The sequence below is a fragment of the Parabacteroides sp. 20_3 genome, assembly GCF_964238835.1.
Classification (GTDB): Bacteria; Bacteroidota; Bacteroidia; order Bacteroidales; family Tannerellaceae; genus Parabacteroides; species Parabacteroides distasonis.
Map to the genome: position 1 here is coordinate 90690 of NZ_CAXSNO010000007.1, position 16894 is coordinate 107583.

The window sequence follows — 16894 nt, forward strand, 5'->3', positions numbered from 1 at the left end:
TTGTTTTATCGCGAAAGTAGTGTAAAAACCGTTTATATGCAAAGATTATGGTAGAGGTTGAAGAGAAATACATGGCTCGTTGCATCGAGTTGGCCAAAGGAGGGAGGGGAAATGTCAGTCCGAATCCGATGGTTGGTGCGGTGGTTGTGCATAAGGGCCGTATTATCGGTGAGGGATTTCACAGGAAATGTGGGGAGGCGCATGCCGAGGTGAATGCTATCGCTTCCGTGAAAGACGAGTCTTTGTTGAAAGACAGTACGATTTATGTGAGTCTGGAGCCTTGCTCTCATTATGGGAAGACGCCTCCTTGCGCCGAGTTGATTATCCGGAAAGGGATTCCACGGGTGGTGGTCGGTTGCTTGGATCCTTTTCCCGAGGTGTCGGGGCGAGGCGTGCGGATGTTGCGTGAGGCCGGTGTCGAGGTGGTCACAGGCGTGATGGAGGAAGAAGCCCGTGCGTTGAACAAGGCGTTTATGACGCTACAAATGAAAGGCCGTCCTTATATTATCTTGAAATGGGCGCAGAGCGAGGATGGGTTTATCGATCGTTTGCGTATGGACGTGTCGGAGCCGGTCACGGTTTTGTCTTCTCCGGAGACTTCCCGCTTGGTGCATAAACTTCGCTCGGAGGTGGCGGCTATCATGGTCGGTACACGGACCGCTTTATTGGATAATCCTTCATTGAACGTGCGCCATTGGTCCGGTAATTCTCCGGTTAGGGTCGTATTGGATCGCCGGCTCGTTATTCCCGATTCTTATCGGTTGCTGAATGGTTCCTCACGTACATTAATATTTACGGAGAAGGACGTAGAAAACCGAGAGAACGTGGAGTATATCCGGATAGATTTCGAGGGTCCGGTGATCCGGCAAGTGCTAGATCATCTTGCTGTCCGGAAGTTGGATTCCTTATTGGTGGAAGGTGGGGCCCAGTTGATTAATTCTTTCGTGGAAGCGGATGTATGGGACGAGGCGAGGGTGGAAACAGCTCCGGTTCGCCTGTATCAAGGGGTGCATGCGCCGATGCTTGGAAAGGAGGCTGTTAGCGGCATCTCCGGACGTTCTGTTATGAGCATTAAAAATCATAACTATGAAATTTTAAATCATAACGATGAGTTCGAAAAATCATAACTATGAATTTTAAGGCTCATATAATCAACTAAAATATTATAAATATTAGCAGGTATTAGGGTGAAAGCAAAAAATGTTTCTACTTTTGTGCCTTTATATGCGACAAACTTATGTTTTTGATGAAAAATAAATTAGTACTATTTATAACAGGTTGTTTTGCATTAGTGTTGTCTTCTTGTTTGAAATCAGAAGATGTCACTGATATAGAATTGGTTAAGAACTGCCAAATATCCTCTTTTAAGCTAAGTAGTGATTCTATCTCGGGGTTGGATACCGTGAAGTTTACGATCGACCAACTGACGGGGCGGATTTTTAACATTGACTCTCTGCCTTTTGGCACGAAGATCGAGAAAGTTGTTTGTACGATTACGGCAGCCAGTAGCTATGCGCTTAGCGGTATAGAGGTAAGCCCGTATGCTTATCCGGACTCTACTTATTACTTAAACAATTTATCAGACTCCATTAATTTCTCCGCTCCGGTAAAGTTCGTGGTTCATGCGTATGACCAAGTCACGACAAAAGTCTATATGGCGCAGGTGAATATCCATCAAGTGGTTCCGGACTCTATGGTTTGGAGTATGTACGCGAATCCTATGATTGGCATTACCGTGAAGGATCAGAAGGTGGTAACCTACGATTATAATGGATCGGAGAATTACTTTATGTATGTGAAACCCGCCGAGTCCGGTAAACCTTACCAATTATATTACGCTCCGGTAAGCGCGCCTAAGGGCTGGCAGTCATTATCCTTGACCGGTCTGCCTTCCGATGGGCTTTTGATCTCCCAGATTACCGAGTATAACAATGCTTTATATGTGCCGGCTACAAATGGCACTTTATATAGATCCGAGGATGGCTTGACTTGGAGGGCTGTAGAGAACGCCCCTTCCGTGAAATACGTTTTGGGTAGCGTGAAGCAGGGCACGAAACAGCCTTCCGCCTTAGCTACGATCGTGGATCAGGAAGGAAAGCTAGCGTTCTATGCGATGAACGAATCCATGGAGTGGATCGCCGGAGATGCGGTGCCTAGCGGATTCCCTGTTACCGGATTTAGCAATCTCCAATATGCCGCAATGTATCATGAGTACTTGATGACCGCCAGCGGACGTACCGTGGACAACCAAGTGGTTAATACGACTTGGGCGACCATGGATGGTATCTCTTGGGCGTTGATGGCTTCTGGTGACGCAAACTTCACGAAGCGTGAGGGAGCGATGATCACGAATTATGACGATAAGTTTTTCTTGATCGGAGGTATCGACGCTTCGAACAAGGCATTGAAAGATATGTATCAATCGATAGATTATGGTATTTCTTGGTCGTTGATCGACTCGATGGTGGTGTTACCGACCGACTATGCGGCGAGAGGCTTTTCCTCAATTATTGTGGATAAAGAGAATTTCGTGAACATTTTCGGAGGAAAAACCAGCACTGGTTCCAATGACTTGAACCAACTTTGGAGAGGCCGTATCAATCGTTTGATCCCGAAGGAATAGAAAAGTTCGATAGGAGATGTATAATTTTATGAGGCTTTTAGCGTTAGAAAAAGAAGTGTGGTATATATAACAGCAAGGCTTATGACTTCAACTTTTTTTCAGCGGCTTCTCATAATCATCCTATTAGCGGGTACGGTCCCTACGCTTTGGGCGCAGGAATATAAGTACGAGATCGGTGGTATGGCTGGTGGTGCCTTTTATATGGGTGACGCCAACAAGAATACGATATTTAAAGGAATGAATCCGGCGGTGGGAGCCGTGTTCCGGTATAACATCAACTTTCGTTGGGCCTTGAAAGCCAACTTGATGTGGGGACAGGTTTCCGGTAAGACCGAAGGTATGGAGAACGTTTTTCCGAATAATGCCCAAACCTCTTTCAACCGTAGTATCATGGAGTTGGGGGGACAGGCGGAGTTCAATTTTTTCCCGTATAGCGATAAGTTCGACTATGCGGGGGCGAAGCGTTTCTCTCCTTATGTCTTGGTGGGCATTGGGCTGACGGTGGCTCCGGGTGGTGGGAAGACTTTCGCCAGCCCGAATATTCCTTTAGGCGTGGGCATGAAATATAAGATCAAGAACCGCCTTAATTTAGGGTGCGAGTTCTCGTTTCGTAAGTTATTTGGCGATGGCCTAGAGGGAAAGGACATGTTGGACGATCCGTATGGTGTTAAGGGTAGCGCTCTTAAGAATAAAGATTGGTACTCTTTCTTGTTGTTGTCTGTTACATGGGATTTCGGCCCGAGGTGTCGTACTTGTAACAATGCGAAAAATATAAGTGAATATTAGTAAGATAAAAAATGTCGTTGATTGAGAAAATAGACAAGAATCGCTTGCCACGGCACGTGGCAATTATTATGGACGGGAACGGACGTTGGGCCAAGGCGAAGGGGAAAGACCGTAGCTTCGGGCATCAGGAAGGCGTTGTTTCGGTCCGTAAGATTATGGATGCGGTCACTCAACTCGGATTGAAATATCTGACGTTGTACACTTTCTCTACCGAGAACTGGAATCGTCCGGAAGAAGAGGTCCAAGCGCTGATGAGCTTGCTGGTCTCTGCCATTCACCGGGAGACTCCGGACATGATGAAGAAAAACGTTCGCCTTACCGCCATAGGCGATCTTTCCCGTTTGCGTGAGGATGCTTATAATACATTGCAAGAATGTATCGATACGACTTCGGCGAATACGGGAACCACACTTGTTCTGGCGCTTAGTTATTCTTCCCGGTGGGAGATCACCAGAGCGGCTAGGCAACTCGCCCAAGAGGTCTTGGAACAGAAAATAAACCCCAATGATATAACCGAGGCTATGGTCTCGGACCACTTGACGACCAAAAATATCCCCGATCCCGATCTTTTGATACGGACCGGAGGAGAGAAACGCATCAGTAACTTCTTGCTATGGCAGTTGTCATATGCTGAATTCTTCTTTACGGATGTGTTTTGGCCGGATTTCAGAGAAGAAGAGTTGTATGAGGCTATATTGTATTACCAGCAACGTGAGCGTCGTTTCGGTAAGACAAGTGAGCAATTAATCTTATAAACAATAGCTGTTATATGTACAAAAGAATAGTGCTGTTTTTTATTTGCTTGGGTTTCGCTTGCGGTGCGTTTGCCCAAGAAATAGACACTACCCAAGTTGAGGCGCCGGCAGAAGTGCCGGTCATTTCGTACTCGTTAGCTCCGAAGAAATACAAGATTGCGGATATAAAGATTACGGGTATCAAGAATTATGATGATTTTGTGTTGATCGGCTTCTCGGGCTTGTCGGTAGGCGATGAGATTACCGTACCGGGAGAGGAGATCACTACAGCAGTGAAGCGTTTTTGGAAACATGGCTTGTTTTCGGATGTGAAGATTTTGGCAACGAAGATCGAGGGCGACCAGATTTGGCTGGAGATCCAGCTGAAGCAGCGTCCGCGTATCTCGCAAGTCAATTACCACGGGATCAAGAAAGGCGAGCGTGAGGACTTGGAGGCGAAGCTGGGTTTGAAGAAAGGTTTTCAGGTGACACCGAACGTCATGGACCGTGCCAAGATCGTGATCCAGAAGTTCTTCGATGGCAAAGGCTTTAAGAACGTGGATGTCGAGATCGAGCAAAAGGACGATCCCGCAAATGAAGGCGAGGTGATCGTGGATATCAATATCGATAAGAATGAAAAGACCAAGATCCATCGTATCTATTTTGAGGGTAACGAAAAACTGACTGCCCGGGAGTTGAAGAAGGCGATGAAGAAGACGAACGAGAAGTTCAGCTTGCCGAACGACTGGAAAACCAGTATCATGGAGATGTTCAGCACGAAGAAGTTCACGACTGAGGAATATGAGAACGATAAGAAAAATATAATCGCTAAATATAACGAGCATGGTTATCGCGACGCCGTATTATTGTCCGATAGCGTGGCGAACTTTAACGAGAAGAAGGTAGATATCTTCTTGAAAGTGGATGAAGGTGAGAAATACTATTTGAAAGATATTCGCTTCGTGGGTAATACGCAATATTCTACGGACTATTTGATGGCCGTGTTGGGTATGAAACCGGGCGAGGTGTATAATCAAAAGAAATTGAACGAACGTTTGAGTACGGATGATGATGCCGTTTCGAATGTCTATTTTAATAACGGTTATTTGTTCTTCAACGCCGATCCGGTAGAGGTGGATGTAGCGAATGACTCTATCTCGTTAGAGATCCGTATCCAAGAGGGTCCGCAGGCGACGATCAACCGTATTATCATTAATGGTAATGACCGTTTGTATGAGGATATCGTTCGCCGTGAGTTGCGTACCAAGCCGGGTATGTTGTTCAGCCGTGATGACTTGATGCGTTCCGTTCGTGAGTTGGCCCAGATGGGACACTTTGACCCAGAAAACATGAATCCGGTGCCGCTGCCTGATCCTGAGAATGGAACCGTGGATATTGAGTATAACTTGGTTTCCAAGGCGAATGACCAGATCGAGTTCTCCGCAGGTTGGGGACAGACGGGTGTGATCGGTAAGTTAAGTTTGAAGTTTACGAACTTCTCTATGAAGAACTTCTTGAACCCGAAAACCTATAAGGGCATCATCCCGCAAGGTGAGGGACAGACATTGACTTTGAGCGGCCAGACGAATGGGCGTTATTATCAGGCTTACAGCATCTCCTTCATGGATCCTTGGTTCGGCGGTAAACGACCGAATACATTGTCTGTCAGCGCTTATTTCTCAAAGCAAACCGATATCAGTAGCAATTACTTGACCAATTCCGGTTATGGTTATGGCTATCCGGGCTATGGCTATGGTTATCCCGGTTATTATGGGGGCGGTTATGGCTATGGTAGCAACTATTACGGCAACTATGGTTACAATAATAGTTATGAGTATGCTTACGACCCGGATAAGTCTATCATGATGTTCGGTTTAGCGGCTGGTTATGGTAAACGCTTGAATTGGCCGGACGACTACTTCCAGTTCATGGCGACGTTGAACTATCAGCTGTATATGATGCATGATTGGGACTATTTCTTGGTTAATAACGGAAATTGCCATAATATCAACTTGGAGTTGATGTTGCAACGTAATTCTATCGATAACCCGTTGTATACTCGTAAGGGTTCACAATTCATGTTGTCTGTAGCTGCTACGCCTCCTTACTCTTTATTCGATGGTAAGGATTATGCGTCGATGTCAAGCTCAGACCCGGATAAGTATAAATTCATCGAGTATCATAAATGGAAGTTCAAAGCGAAGATCTTCTCTCCGTTGGCTCCGTTGACCGTGAAACGTACGCCGGTATTGATGACCCGTGTTGAGTATGGCTTCTTAGGTACTTATAATAAAAATAAGAAGTCTCCGTTCGAGACCTTCTATATGGGTGGTGACGGTATGAGTGGTTACTCCAGTACCTATGCTCAGGAAACGATCGGTTTGAGAGGTTATGAGAATGGTAGTATCGCCGGTAATGGTGGTTACAACTCTTATGGATACGCTTATTCTCGTTTGGCTATGGAGTTGAGATATCCGTTCTTGCTGGAGCCTTCCTCTACGATCTACGGATTGGTATTTGTGGAGGCTGGTAACGCTTGGACTGATTTGAAGAATTTTAATCCGTTTAACTTGAAACGCTCCGCCGGTGTCGGTGTCCGTATATTCTTGCCGATGATCGGTTTGATGGGACTCGACTGGGCTTATGGTTTCGACGAGCCGAATTATGGATCTAATGGTAAACGTAGCGGTAGTAACCTGCACTTTATCATCGGACAGGAATTCTAAAATATAGATCGGGTATAGCTTCGTATGTAGAGACGGGGCGTGTTCCGTATGTGGAGACGGGGCACGCCCCGTCTCTACATTTAAATAAATACTTTTAACGAATATTGGTAGGCTGTAAGTAAACCCTCTGTTATATTTGCAGTCATAAAGTAGAACTATAAATAAAGAGAGTATGAAAAAGATTATCACATTGAGCTGTCTGATGTTGCTTTGTTCTTTTGCCGGCATGGCACAGAAGTTCGCTTTAATCGACATGGAATATATATTGAAGAATATTCCGGCTTACGAAATGACCAATGAGCAGTTGAGCCAAGTTTCCAAGAAATGGCAAAATGAGGTGGAAGCGATTCAGCAAGAAGCTCAGAATATGTATAAGAATTATCAGAGCGATCTGGTATTCCTCTCCGCCGAGATGAAAACGAAACGTGAGGAAGAGATCGTGAAGAAAGAGCAAGAGGCGCAAGATCTGAAACGTAAATATTTCGGTCCTGAGGGTGAGTTATATAAGAAACGCGAGAGTTTGATGAAACCGATTCAAGACGAGGTGTATAATGCGGTGAAAGAAATCTCGGAAGACAAGGGATATCAAATTGTTTGGGATCGAGCTTCAGCTATGAGCATTATTTTCGCTTCTCCGAAGATCGATATCAGTAATGAAGTGCTGATTAAGTTAGGATATTCAAAATAAATGCTTACATTTGTGCGCTTTATGCATGAAAAGTGTGAAAGCTTGATTAATAACAAAGTAATTATATAGTAAAAATGAAGAAACTTATTGTTTTATTGTTGATGATTCTCCCGTTGGGAGCTATCGCTCAGGAAGTTAAAATTGCGTTTGTAAAAACTCAAGAGGTGTTTATGGCTATGCCGGAGGTATCTGGTATGGAAAAACAAATGGCAGACTTGAATGAGAAATATAGAGTTGAATTGAAGCAAATGCAAGATGAATACCAAAAGAAATATTCAGACTTCGTAGCGCAGCAAGATTCATTAACAGAAAATATCAAGTTGAGAAGAATGCAAGAGATTCAAGATATCCAAGAACGTATGGATAACTTCGTTCAGGTAGCTCAGCAAGACGTACAAAAGAAACAACAAGAATTGTTGCAACCGATCCAACAGAAGTTGCACGAGGCTATCCAGAAGGTAGGCGAGGAGAAGGGATATACGTATATCATCGATCCGGCAGCTTTGCTTTATACGGGTACTAACGCGGTAGACGCAACTCCGTTTGTTCGTACGAAACTCGGTTTGTAATTAGCGAGAAAATTTATTCTATAGAATAAGAGAGGGGGTGTTTTCCGAAAGGATTGCACCCTTTGTACTTTATAAAAGAAGGTTTCTGATATGTTTCCACAAACTCCCGGTCCGATCGGTCTTTTTGATTCAGGTTATGGCGGACTTACGATTTTCGATAAGATTCATCAGTTGATGCCCGGTTATGATTACGTTTATCTGGGCGATAACGCACGTTCTCCTTATGGAACCCGTTCGTTCGAGGTCGTTTATCAATTTACCCGTCAGGCGGTATCGCGTCTGTTTGAGTCGGGTTGCCAATTGGTGATCTTGGCTTGTAATACGGCATCTGCGAAAGCGCTTCGTACGATCCAACAAAAAGACTTGCCTACATGGGACCCCGATCGTCGGGTATTGGGAGTCATCCGTCCTACAGTTGAGTTAGTGGATACGATCAGCCGTACCAAACATATCGGTATCGTAGGTACGAGCGGTACGATTACGTCCAATTCTTATACGATAGAGATCGGCAGGATGTACCCACATATCCAAGTGACAGGCGAGGCTTGCCCCATGTGGGTCCCTTTGGTGGAGAATAATGAGTTTAATTCCCCGGGAGCGGATTATTTCGTGAAAAAGCATATCGACCATCTATTATCCGTAGATCCGCAAATCGATACGCTTATCTTGGGATGTACTCACTATCCCCTTTTGATGGATAAGATCCGTGCTTTTCTTCCTTCCGGCATCACTCTATTCTCGCAAGGCGAGCATGTAGCGGAGAGTTTGCGAGATTATTTAGGGCGTCACCCGGAAATGGATCGTAAACTCACGAAGGGAGGAAGTTGCCGTTTTCTTACCACGGAGTCGGCAGAGAAGTTTTCTGAGGCGGCCTCTATCTTCATGAATACTCCGGTTTCGGTTTCCCAGATCGAGCTATAACGTCCCTAGGCCCTATGAGGGAGATGTATATGAACGCTATTTATACTTCCCTCCTTCCTTATGAATACTTGAAAGATATCGGATGAATTCATTTGAATATCTAGTATAATTCTACAGATCACGCCGTGGTCTGTAGAGTTCACGGCGTGGTTTGTATAGTTCACGTTGTGGTCTGTACAGACCATGACGTGAATTAGAAAATAAAACAAGGAGCGAGAACGTATAGGTATAGAAAGAAATAGGTATAATACCTTATCCTATCTTAAATTCTTGCCGGACGTCTGCCTTCTACGGAAAAGTTAGATGCTTTCTTATTGGATGCTCTTTCCAAAAGGAGCCAAGGCTAAAGCTGCCATCTTAAAATGTTGCATGCCGAAAGGGATGCCGATGATCGTGATACATAGCAAAAGGCCGAATCCTAGATGCGTAAGGCAAATCCAAAAGCCTCCGACGAATATCCAGATAATGTTCATGATAAGTGACAAGCATCCTCCGGAATTCCCCTCGTCTACGACACGGCTGCCAAAAGGCCATAAAGCCAGTATCGCTAATTTTAAGGTCTGGAGGCCAAAAGGTATACCAATGATCGTTATCATTAGTATTAGGCTGGATATCAGATATTCTACACTTGTTATAATCCCTCCGAAGAGTAACCATATTATATTCCCAAAGAATTTCATACGCTAGTTATTTTAAATGGTTGATACTATCTTTCTCATATATAACAGATGCTTTACTAACTGTGGCTACATGAAAACTATCTATTTCCGCCAAGATTTGCCGCTTAACGAAAGCGAAACTATCCCTATAGGCCGGTTTCACCGGTTCAGAAGGGGGAGCTTCCATTTTTAGCGGATCGATAGGTTGCCCGTTTTTGTGGACACGGAAGTCTAGGTGCGGCCCGGTAGAGAGTCCGGTGGAGCCTACATAAGCGATCTCTTGGCCTTGTTGCACATGGCTGCCTACTTGGATTCCTTTGGCGAAGCGGCTTAAGTGCATATAAGTCGTGGTGTATACGGAGTTATGTTTCACTTTCAAGAAATTGCCCCCGCCGTTTTGATATCCCTTGGCGATAACCGTACCAGCTCCGATGCTGCGTACCGGTGTACCGGCCGGTGCCGCGTAATCAACCCCATGATGCGCCCGGTATCGTTTGAGGATCGGGTGGAAACGGGCGTTCGTAAAACGGGATGTGATCCGGAAAAAGTCCAGCGGTGCTTTCAGGAACGCCTTGCGAAGGCTGTTCCCTTCCTCATCGAAGTATTCGAAGATACTGTCTTGGGTGAAAGGAATCGCCACGAAATCCTTGCCTTGATGCGTAAAGATCGCCCCCTCGATAGAGGCGATGCTCAAGGCGGTGGTATCGTCGATGTAAGCCTCATTGTATAGAACCTTGAAGGAGTCTCCATCCTTGATATCGAAGAAATCGATTTGCCAAGCGTACACGTCCGATATCTTGATCGCCAGATACGGATCACCTCCGTTGGCCTTGATCACGTTCCATAGGGAAGAGTTTAATACTCCTTCCGTATATTTTTTCTTGAGGGTGATCGGCTTATTAAATTCATAGGCGTTGATCGTATCTCCGGTCAAGTCGATTACGGCATAATCGGTCAGCGACTTGGCGAAGGCGATATATCGGATCGTCTCCAAGGAATCTACCGTGGAAAATGTGTAATAATGCATGCCGGCTCGCAGTTTCGTCGGATCGAGGACATGGGTGGATGCCCTGCTGATACTGTCTGCTTTCAAGGCCGTGAAGCCCAGCCCGGAGAAGATGGAGGCGGGATTATCCCCGTTTTTCATCAAATACTCTTTTACGTCCAAGGAATCGATACAGATGCCGTATTGATACAGATGTTGTGAGCTATCCACCCACTGCGTATCCATGTCTGCGTCTTCCGTGGGCTGTTGGGGCTGTTTGCAGGAGAAACAACTCATCAACATGACTAATACGATACATATAGGTAGTTTCTTGTCCATTTGTCTTCGTTTGTTCATCAAAAATTATTCAACCGGATACAAACTTACGGAAAATAATAGAAATAGCGAAACCTATTTAGCGTAAAGCTTTGTACCTTCGCGGACTCGTAAAAAGGTGTTTAGGTAGAAAGCAGATCAATGGACATGTATAGACTATTCCGTGCCCCGAGAGGGCTGAGAGGTAAATTATTTAAATTAACAGGGCCTATCTTTCTGGAAACCTTGCTGATGTTGACTTTAGGCGTGGTGGATACGCTTATGTTGAGCCATCATTCCGATAATGCGGTGGCAGCGGTAGGTGTGGTTAATCAATTGCTGAACATGGTATTTCTGCTGTTCAATATTACCACGACCGGAACTTCCGTCATGTGCGCCCTCTATTTCGGGGCGAAAGATAATAAGAGTTTTATTCAGGTGTTAGGAACCTCCTTGTTGTTTAACGCCGGCGTAGGTTGCTTGATCAGCTTGATGCTTTTCTTGTTCGGTAGGGAGATGTTGGTCCTGATGGATATCCGTCCGGATCTGATGCCGGACGCTGAGACTTATATGCACATTGTCGGAGGGTTCGGCTTCTTCCAAGCGGTTAGTTTCACGATATCGGCGGTGCTCCGTGCGGCGAACAAGCCGAATTACGCGATGCAGGTGACCTTGCTGATCAATGTATTGAATGTGTTTGGAAATTATGCGTTGATATTTGGCCATTTTGGTTTCCCTGCCCTCGGTGTACAAGGAGCGGCTATCTCTACCTCTGTTTGCCGGGGAGTGGCGATGACACTTTTGTTTATCATGCTGTTCAAGCGGTTGGTGCCTCGTATCCCTTTGGCTTATTTCCGTCCGTTCCCGTTTCAGAAGTTGAAAGATGTGTTGAAGATCGGTTTACCTTCGGCAGCGGAACAAATCTCGTATGATGCCTCGCAGGTGACGATTGTCTACTTTATCAATATGCTGGGTAATGAGTACTTGACAGCTCGTGTTTATGTGATGAATATCGTGATAATCGGCTATATCTTTTCTTTGTCGATCGCGCAAGCTACTTCTATTTGTACCGGCAATTTGGTGGGCGCGAGGAAGAAGCAAGCCGCTTATTTATTGAGTTGGTATGCTTGGAGGAGGTCGTTGCTGATTACGTTAGTCGCTAGTACCGGGGTTTATCTGCTGGGACGTCCTTTATTGGGGATATTTACTGAGAATCAAGCAATCATAACGATCGCGATGGGAGCCTTGCTGGTAGATGTACTCTTGGAGCAAGGGCGGGCCACGGTACTGCTGTTCTTATTCTGCTTGCGTTCGGTAGGCGACGTCGTGGTCCCGGTAATTATCGAGTTATTCTGTATGTGGTTCTTTGCCGTGTTCTGCGGGTATATGTTCGGTATCGTGTTCGGATTAGGCTTAGCGGGGATGTGGTTCGCTTTTGCTTTGGACGAGTGTTCCAGGGGAGCGGTACTCTGTTTGCGATGGCGAACGCAGAAGTGGAAAAAGAGGATGTTAATCAAGAATCCTGTTAATATAAGCTAAAACAGGGTGCTCTTGGGAACATTTCACCTTCTATTTGCGTCTTACTAATTACAATAGATATTTTATAAAAGATTATGATGAAGATGAAAAAGGTATTGTTTTATGCGTTTTTGCTTCCCGCTTTCGTTGGGATGATGTTTTCTTGTTCAGACATCAAGACAGATGTGAAGAAGTTGGAAGGTAAATGGAATGTGGTAGAAGTGAAAGGTGAGAAAGTCTTGGAAGAAGGCCTGCCACAGATGGACTTCAATATGGCTGAGAAGAAATTACATGGAAATACAGGCTGTAATTTATTCAATACGACGATCACGTTAGATCCGGAAGATGTATCTTCTATTACGATCGCTCCGGGCGCTACGACTATGATGGCGTGTCCGAATATGGATTTGGAGACGAGCGTGCTTCAATCGATGGATCAGGTTCGTTCCGTGAAGGCTGGAAAAGATGAGAATGAGATGTTGTTGGTAGACCAAGATGGTAATGTATTATTAGTATTGGAGAGAAATTAATGAGAAAAGGTCTTTTTTATATTTGCCTGCTTTTGGTAGGCGTCGGTTTGTTCGCCGGCTGTAAATCCAAGAAGGCGGTGGTAGCTTCTTTCTCGGATCTGGATGGTGAATGGGGTGTCGTGGAGATGAACGGTAAGACGTTGAATCCCGAGGAGACTCATCAGGTTTTGGTGTTCGACGTGGCTCGTCAAGGGCTTTCGGGAAATGCCGGTTGCAATCGGTTGATGGGGAAGATCGAATATAATGATGCTTATAGAAATATCATTAAGTTCCCACAGGTAGCGACTACCCGAATGGCTTGCCCGGATATGAGCGGCGAGCGTGAGTTGCTGGAAGCGCTTAATAAGGTGGTGCGCTTTGAGGCACAGGGTGAGGCGGCTCCTGTTACGGAAATCGCTTTGTTCGGGACCAATAATGATAAGTTGTTGGTGATCAAAAAGCAAAAATAAAATCACCCAGTTGTAGAGACGGGGGCGTGCCCCGTCTCTACAACTGGGTATTAATATTTGAAACTATAACGGAGTCCTGCCTTAAACCAAATACCCGGTTGGGGGATATTTCCCAGATCATAATAAGTGGAATTGAGCAGATTATTTAACTCCGCATATAGATTTAACCGCTGATATTCCCAATTTACTTTCATATCTACTAAGCAATAAGGAGCGTAAGGTTCCTCATAAGCCGGCTTAAGATTCTCGTATTTAGTATAACTACCTGCCCGGTCTTGCCAACGGACATACCAAGTGGCCGAAAAACCTTTCCAAATAGAATGGCTTAATTGAGCCGTGAACTTGTGCTTCAGATAATCTAACGCATAATTCGATATATACCCCTCACTATCCTTGTCTTGATGGATAAACGCATATCCCAGTTCTATTTTCCGGATAAAGAACCGTTTGTTGCCCAGTTCCCTCGGTAATAAACTCAGGTTAGTCTCGAAACCAAGGTTATCGACTTTTGTCAGATTTCGGCTTTCCCAGATATCTTCCGGTTTCTCTTTCACCCAATCGATCATGTTCTTGCCTTTTCGGTAAAAACCGGCTATATGAGCCCGGAGGAAGTAAGTGTTGTATTTCAGTCCGACCTCGAATGCCTCGCTTTCCTCCGGTTTTAGGTCCGGATTTCCTTTATTCGTCTTACCCTCATAATAAAGATCGGTGAAAGTCGGCATACGCAATGCCCGGTTCCAGCTCCCATACAGACGGAAATTGTCCCCGATACGGTAACTGGCATCTATTCCCGGATAGAAATGAATCCCTTCGTTTAAGGCCGAATTATAGTTTGCCAAGACCCCGACTGACAACGTGAAGCGGCGTAATAATACGTTATGCTCAAGAAAGTAGCTGATGTTACTTCGGTTATCGCTTTTTAGATATTGCCCTTCTTTCTCGAAAGGAACATCCTGCGGTTCCTTCATCGGCTTGCCTAATACGTTACTCCTTACTCCCTCGTTTCGGAATTCCACGCCCATACTGGTTCTTCCTAGTTTCCACTGTGTCGTGGCGTTGAGGTTGGCTCCGAATACTTCCGTCTCATGGTAATTATGCCCGGTATACCAATCGGCGGGATCGCTACGGAACAACTCGTACCGGTCGAAATGTCGGGTCCAGTATACCTTGGGGGTGAACTTGATTTTGCCATGTGTTTCTCCTCCGGCGGAGAGGAAAAAGCGGCGAGTCTTGTCGTATTGGTTGGGGTAGGAAGCGGAGTAGAAGCTATTCGCTCCATAACCTTTGTCGTTGTATCCGGCTTGGAATTGGAAATCGGCCTCCTCGCTTTTAAGTTCCGATTGCCAAAAAAGATTTAATTGTTTGAAGTCCGTATTGTCTATATACCCTCCGGACGAGGCATACCCTGCGGAAAGGCGCTGTCCGAAATGAGTGGTCGCGTGATTGATGGCAGCTTCCAGTTTCCAGAGCTTATGCATTCCAGCGTAATTGTCGGTCGAGATCCTGTTCTCTTTTCCTGTTTTCGTGATGATATTGATCGCTCCGGCGAAAGCGCTGGCCCCGAATATACGGGAAGAAGGGCCGGATACCACCTCGATACGCTCTATGTCCGAGAGATTCACCGGGAGGTCAAAACTATAATGGCCAGTTTGTGGGTTGGAGAGGTTGACCCCGTTTAAGAGAACCGCTATTTGGTCGAACGTCCCTCCCCGGATGGAGATATCGGCTTGGGTGCCTCCTTCTCCTCGTTGCCGGACGTCTATTCCCGCGGCATATTCTAAAAGATCTTGGATACTGGTGACAGGTGCCGCCGCGATCTCACGGGCGGGAATGACTGTCACGATCTTGGTCGCTTGATTCCGTGCGATAGGCGCACGGGAGGCGCTAACTTCTACCTCTTCCAGCTCTACGGAAGCTTCCTCGCCGGTCCGGTTAGGCTCGATTACCTTTTGGGCTTGCGCCGTGTCGGGCAGGGCGAATAGTAGCGTGCTTGCTGTTACGACTCCAATGTTAATGACTTTGTGCATACTCCGGAACGCAGCGTAACGTTTCCGGTCGAATCGGCGGAAACGTACGGCGACTTGGGTATGCGATTCCCAATAATTCATTCGTTCTTATTTTTTATTTTGAGTAGGATAGTCCGGATAAAGTAAATACTTTTTACGCATGGCCTTGTATTGATCCAGCTCGGGTTTCCAACTTTCCCGGATCTCTTTCTCGGATAAGCCCCTTACGATCTGGTAGCGGAGCTGCTTCGTGCCTGCCAATAAATCGAACCAGTTCGGACGGGAGAAGAAAAAGGCTTGATCCTTTCCCGCTTTATTGTAGAAGTCGAGGAAGAATCGCAAGGTTAATCCTCCTTCGAACGGATATTCCCGCAGATCGATGCCGTAACATACTTTATCTTTTTGCAAGGGATTGGTATCGAATCCGGGCAAGGAGGTCGGGGTAAAAGTGAAATTCCCGTATTTAGGATCCGGGAAACCTAGTACTTGAAACGGATAATAGGTTCCTCTTCCCACGCTAACGTTCGTAGCCTCAAAAAAGCAAAGCGACGGATACAGGCGGATAGACTGGTCATTCGGGAGGTTCGGAGAGGGCTTGACCGGCAACCAATAGGGATCTCCGTGTTTCCAATTCTCCATCTTTACGATCTTTAACCGACAGGTATCGGGCGTACTTTTCAGCCAGCCTTCCTTATTGATCATCCATGCCAATTCTCCTACGGTCAAGCCGTGCAAGATCGGGAGCGGATCGACACCGACGAAAGACTCGAATCCTTTCTGGCGGATCGGCCCGTCTACGAAGTCATTCGGGTTCGGGCGGTCCAACACGATAAACTCTTTGTTGTTTTCGGCGCAGGCTTCCATCACGTAATGCATCGTGCTGATATAGGTATAGAAACGGGCACCTACATCTTGTATATCGAAAACAATCACGTCGAGGTCGCCCAGTTGCTCGGCGGACGGTTTCTTGTTTTTCCCATAAATAGAGATGATGGGGATGCCTGTTTTCAAGTCTCGGCTGTCTTTTATCTCCTCTCCGGCATCACCGGTTCCCCGGAATCCATGTTCCGGAGCGAACACCTTCTTAACGTCTACGCCTTCCGCTACTAGCGCATCTAATAAATGAATCTGCCGCTTTTCCAAAATGGAAGTCTGGTTGACCACTAATCCTACCCGCTTGCCCTTCAGTAAACGAGTGACGACATCCATCCGCTCGGCACCTAGCTTTAACGGGGCGTTTTGTGAATAGACCGTTGGCGTCAGGCTAAAAAGTATGACTAGAAATATAAAGATCTGTTTCATTACATATATAATAACTGTATACTAACCGCAAAAGTACGAAATGTTTTTCACAGAAAGTTTATACTTTTGAGGCGAATAACAGA

At 45.8% G+C, this 16894-nt stretch carries 15 protein-coding genes; 11 read left to right on the top strand and 4 right to left on the bottom strand.

All coding sequences use genetic code 11. The annotated features are described in order from the left end of the window. The first annotated feature begins 47 nt into the window (after positions 1-47). The 8 genes from ribD to murI all read left to right on the top strand — a co-directional run bounded on the left by ribD (position 48) and on the right by murI (position 9047). A complete protein-coding gene (gene ribD, locus ACESPU_RS14985) occupies positions 48-1127 on the top strand; it encodes a bifunctional diaminohydroxyphosphoribosylaminopyrimidine deaminase/5-amino-6-(5-phosphoribosylamino)uracil reductase RibD (RefSeq protein ID WP_286757647.1) in 1080 nt (359 codons plus the stop codon). A 119-nt stretch (positions 1128-1246) separates the two neighbouring features. Continuing rightward, complete coding sequence (locus ACESPU_RS14990; RefSeq protein ID WP_034531826.1) at positions 1247-2623, top strand: DUF6242 domain-containing protein; 1377 nt, start codon at positions 1247-1249, stop codon at positions 2621-2623. An 81-nt stretch (positions 2624-2704) separates the two neighbouring features. Continuing rightward, complete coding sequence (locus tag ACESPU_RS14995) at positions 2705-3409, top strand: DUF6089 family protein (RefSeq protein WP_008772658.1); 705 nt, start codon at positions 2705-2707, stop codon at positions 3407-3409. 11 nt (positions 3410-3420) lie between these two features. Next, positions 3421-4164 (top strand): isoprenyl transferase, encoded by a 744-nt coding sequence (locus ACESPU_RS15000; protein WP_005858978.1) that lies wholly within the window; start codon positions 3421-3423, stop codon positions 4162-4164. Between the two features lie 14 nt (positions 4165-4178). Then, the gene (gene bamA / locus ACESPU_RS15005; RefSeq protein WP_005867898.1) at positions 4179-6869 is read left to right on the top strand and encodes an outer membrane protein assembly factor BamA; all 2691 of its coding nucleotides are present in this window, start codon (positions 4179-4181) and stop codon (positions 6867-6869) included. Positions 6870-7041: 172 nt separating this feature from the next. After that, positions 7042-7557, top strand: a complete 516-nt coding sequence (locus tag ACESPU_RS15010) for an OmpH family outer membrane protein (protein ID WP_005858974.1) — start codon at positions 7042-7044, stop codon at positions 7555-7557. Positions 7558-7631: 74 nt separating this feature from the next. After that, complete coding sequence (locus tag ACESPU_RS15015) at positions 7632-8126, top strand: OmpH family outer membrane protein (protein WP_005858972.1); 495 nt, start codon at positions 7632-7634, stop codon at positions 8124-8126. A 90-nt stretch (positions 8127-8216) separates the two neighbouring features. Next, positions 8217-9047, top strand: coding sequence for a glutamate racemase (gene murI, locus ACESPU_RS15020; RefSeq protein ID WP_087346629.1), 831 nt, complete (start codon positions 8217-8219; stop codon positions 9045-9047). 311 nt (positions 9048-9358) lie between these two features. Here murI and ACESPU_RS15025 read toward each other — a convergent pair whose 3' ends face one another. Together ACESPU_RS15025 and ACESPU_RS15030 are read right to left on the bottom strand one after the other, a co-directional pair. Further along, a complete protein-coding gene (locus ACESPU_RS15025; RefSeq protein ID WP_122382452.1) occupies positions 9359-9727 on the bottom strand; it encodes a YccF domain-containing protein in 369 nt (122 codons plus the stop codon). A 7-nt stretch (positions 9728-9734) separates the two neighbouring features. Continuing rightward, positions 9735-11030: a M23 family metallopeptidase gene (locus tag ACESPU_RS15030; protein WP_373133481.1), complete on the bottom strand. Its 1296-nt coding sequence runs from the start codon at positions 11028-11030 to the stop codon at positions 9735-9737. 144 nt (positions 11031-11174) lie between these two features. On the opposite strand from ACESPU_RS15030, the gene ACESPU_RS15035 reads away from it, so the two are divergent. The 3 genes from ACESPU_RS15035 to ACESPU_RS15045 all read left to right on the top strand — a co-directional run bounded on the left by ACESPU_RS15035 (position 11175) and on the right by ACESPU_RS15045 (position 13503). Further along, the gene (locus tag ACESPU_RS15035) at positions 11175-12545 is read left to right on the top strand and encodes an MATE family efflux transporter (protein ID WP_044545557.1); all 1371 of its coding nucleotides are present in this window, start codon (positions 11175-11177) and stop codon (positions 12543-12545) included. An 83-nt stretch (positions 12546-12628) separates the two neighbouring features. Continuing rightward, positions 12629-13054: an META domain-containing protein gene (locus ACESPU_RS15040; protein WP_044545560.1), complete on the top strand. Its 426-nt coding sequence runs from the start codon at positions 12629-12631 to the stop codon at positions 13052-13054. Beyond that, complete coding sequence (locus ACESPU_RS15045; protein ID WP_008772651.1) at positions 13054-13503, top strand: META domain-containing protein; 450 nt, start codon at positions 13054-13056, stop codon at positions 13501-13503. The genes ACESPU_RS15040 and ACESPU_RS15045 overlap by 1 nt, the downstream gene beginning before the upstream one ends. A gap of 50 nt (positions 13504-13553) precedes the next feature. Here ACESPU_RS15045 and ACESPU_RS15050 read toward each other — a convergent pair whose 3' ends face one another. After that, positions 13554-15611, bottom strand: a complete 2058-nt coding sequence (locus ACESPU_RS15050; protein ID WP_121961468.1) for a TonB-dependent siderophore receptor — start codon at positions 15609-15611, stop codon at positions 13554-13556. Between the two features lie 6 nt (positions 15612-15617). Then, entirely contained in the window at positions 15618-16811 is a 1194-nt protein-coding gene (locus tag ACESPU_RS15055) for an exo-beta-N-acetylmuramidase NamZ domain-containing protein (RefSeq protein ID WP_087346638.1), read from the bottom strand. Positions 16812-16894 lie beyond the last annotated feature (83 nt).

Bases quoted from the DNA above. Each gene is read 5' to 3' on its own strand.
- ACESPU_RS15030 (WP_373133481.1), bottom strand. From the start codon at position 11,030: ATGGACAAGAAACTACCTATATGTATCGTATTAGTCATGTTGATGAGT.
- ACESPU_RS15050 (WP_121961468.1), bottom strand. From the start codon at position 15,611: ATGAATTATTGGGAATCGCATACCCAAGTCGCCGTACGTTTCCGCCGA.
- ACESPU_RS15035 (WP_044545557.1), top strand. From the start codon at position 11,175: ATGTATAGACTATTCCGTGCCCCGAGAGGGCTGAGAGGTAAATTATTT.
- murI (WP_087346629.1), top strand. From the start codon at position 8,217: ATGTTTCCACAAACTCCCGGTCCGATCGGTCTTTTTGATTCAGGTTAT.
- ribD (WP_286757647.1), top strand. From the start codon at position 48: ATGGTAGAGGTTGAAGAGAAATACATGGCTCGTTGCATCGAGTTGGCC.
- bamA (WP_005867898.1), top strand. From the start codon at position 4,179: ATGTACAAAAGAATAGTGCTGTTTTTTATTTGCTTGGGTTTCGCTTGC.
- ACESPU_RS15040 (WP_044545560.1), top strand. From the start codon at position 12,629: ATGAAAAAGGTATTGTTTTATGCGTTTTTGCTTCCCGCTTTCGTTGGG.
- ACESPU_RS15045 (WP_008772651.1), top strand. From the start codon at position 13,054: ATGAGAAAAGGTCTTTTTTATATTTGCCTGCTTTTGGTAGGCGTCGGT.
- ACESPU_RS15010 (WP_005858974.1), top strand. From the start codon at position 7,042: ATGAAAAAGATTATCACATTGAGCTGTCTGATGTTGCTTTGTTCTTTT.
- ACESPU_RS15055 (WP_087346638.1), bottom strand. From the start codon at position 16,811: ATGAAACAGATCTTTATATTTCTAGTCATACTTTTTAGCCTGACGCCA.
- ACESPU_RS15015 (WP_005858972.1), top strand. From the start codon at position 7,632: ATGAAGAAACTTATTGTTTTATTGTTGATGATTCTCCCGTTGGGAGCT.
- ACESPU_RS14995 (WP_008772658.1), top strand. From the start codon at position 2,705: ATGACTTCAACTTTTTTTCAGCGGCTTCTCATAATCATCCTATTAGCG.
- ACESPU_RS15000 (WP_005858978.1), top strand. From the start codon at position 3,421: ATGTCGTTGATTGAGAAAATAGACAAGAATCGCTTGCCACGGCACGTG.
- ACESPU_RS14990 (WP_034531826.1), top strand. From the start codon at position 1,247: ATGAAAAATAAATTAGTACTATTTATAACAGGTTGTTTTGCATTAGTG.
- ACESPU_RS15025 (WP_122382452.1), bottom strand. From the start codon at position 9,727: ATGAAATTCTTTGGGAATATAATATGGTTACTCTTCGGAGGGATTATA.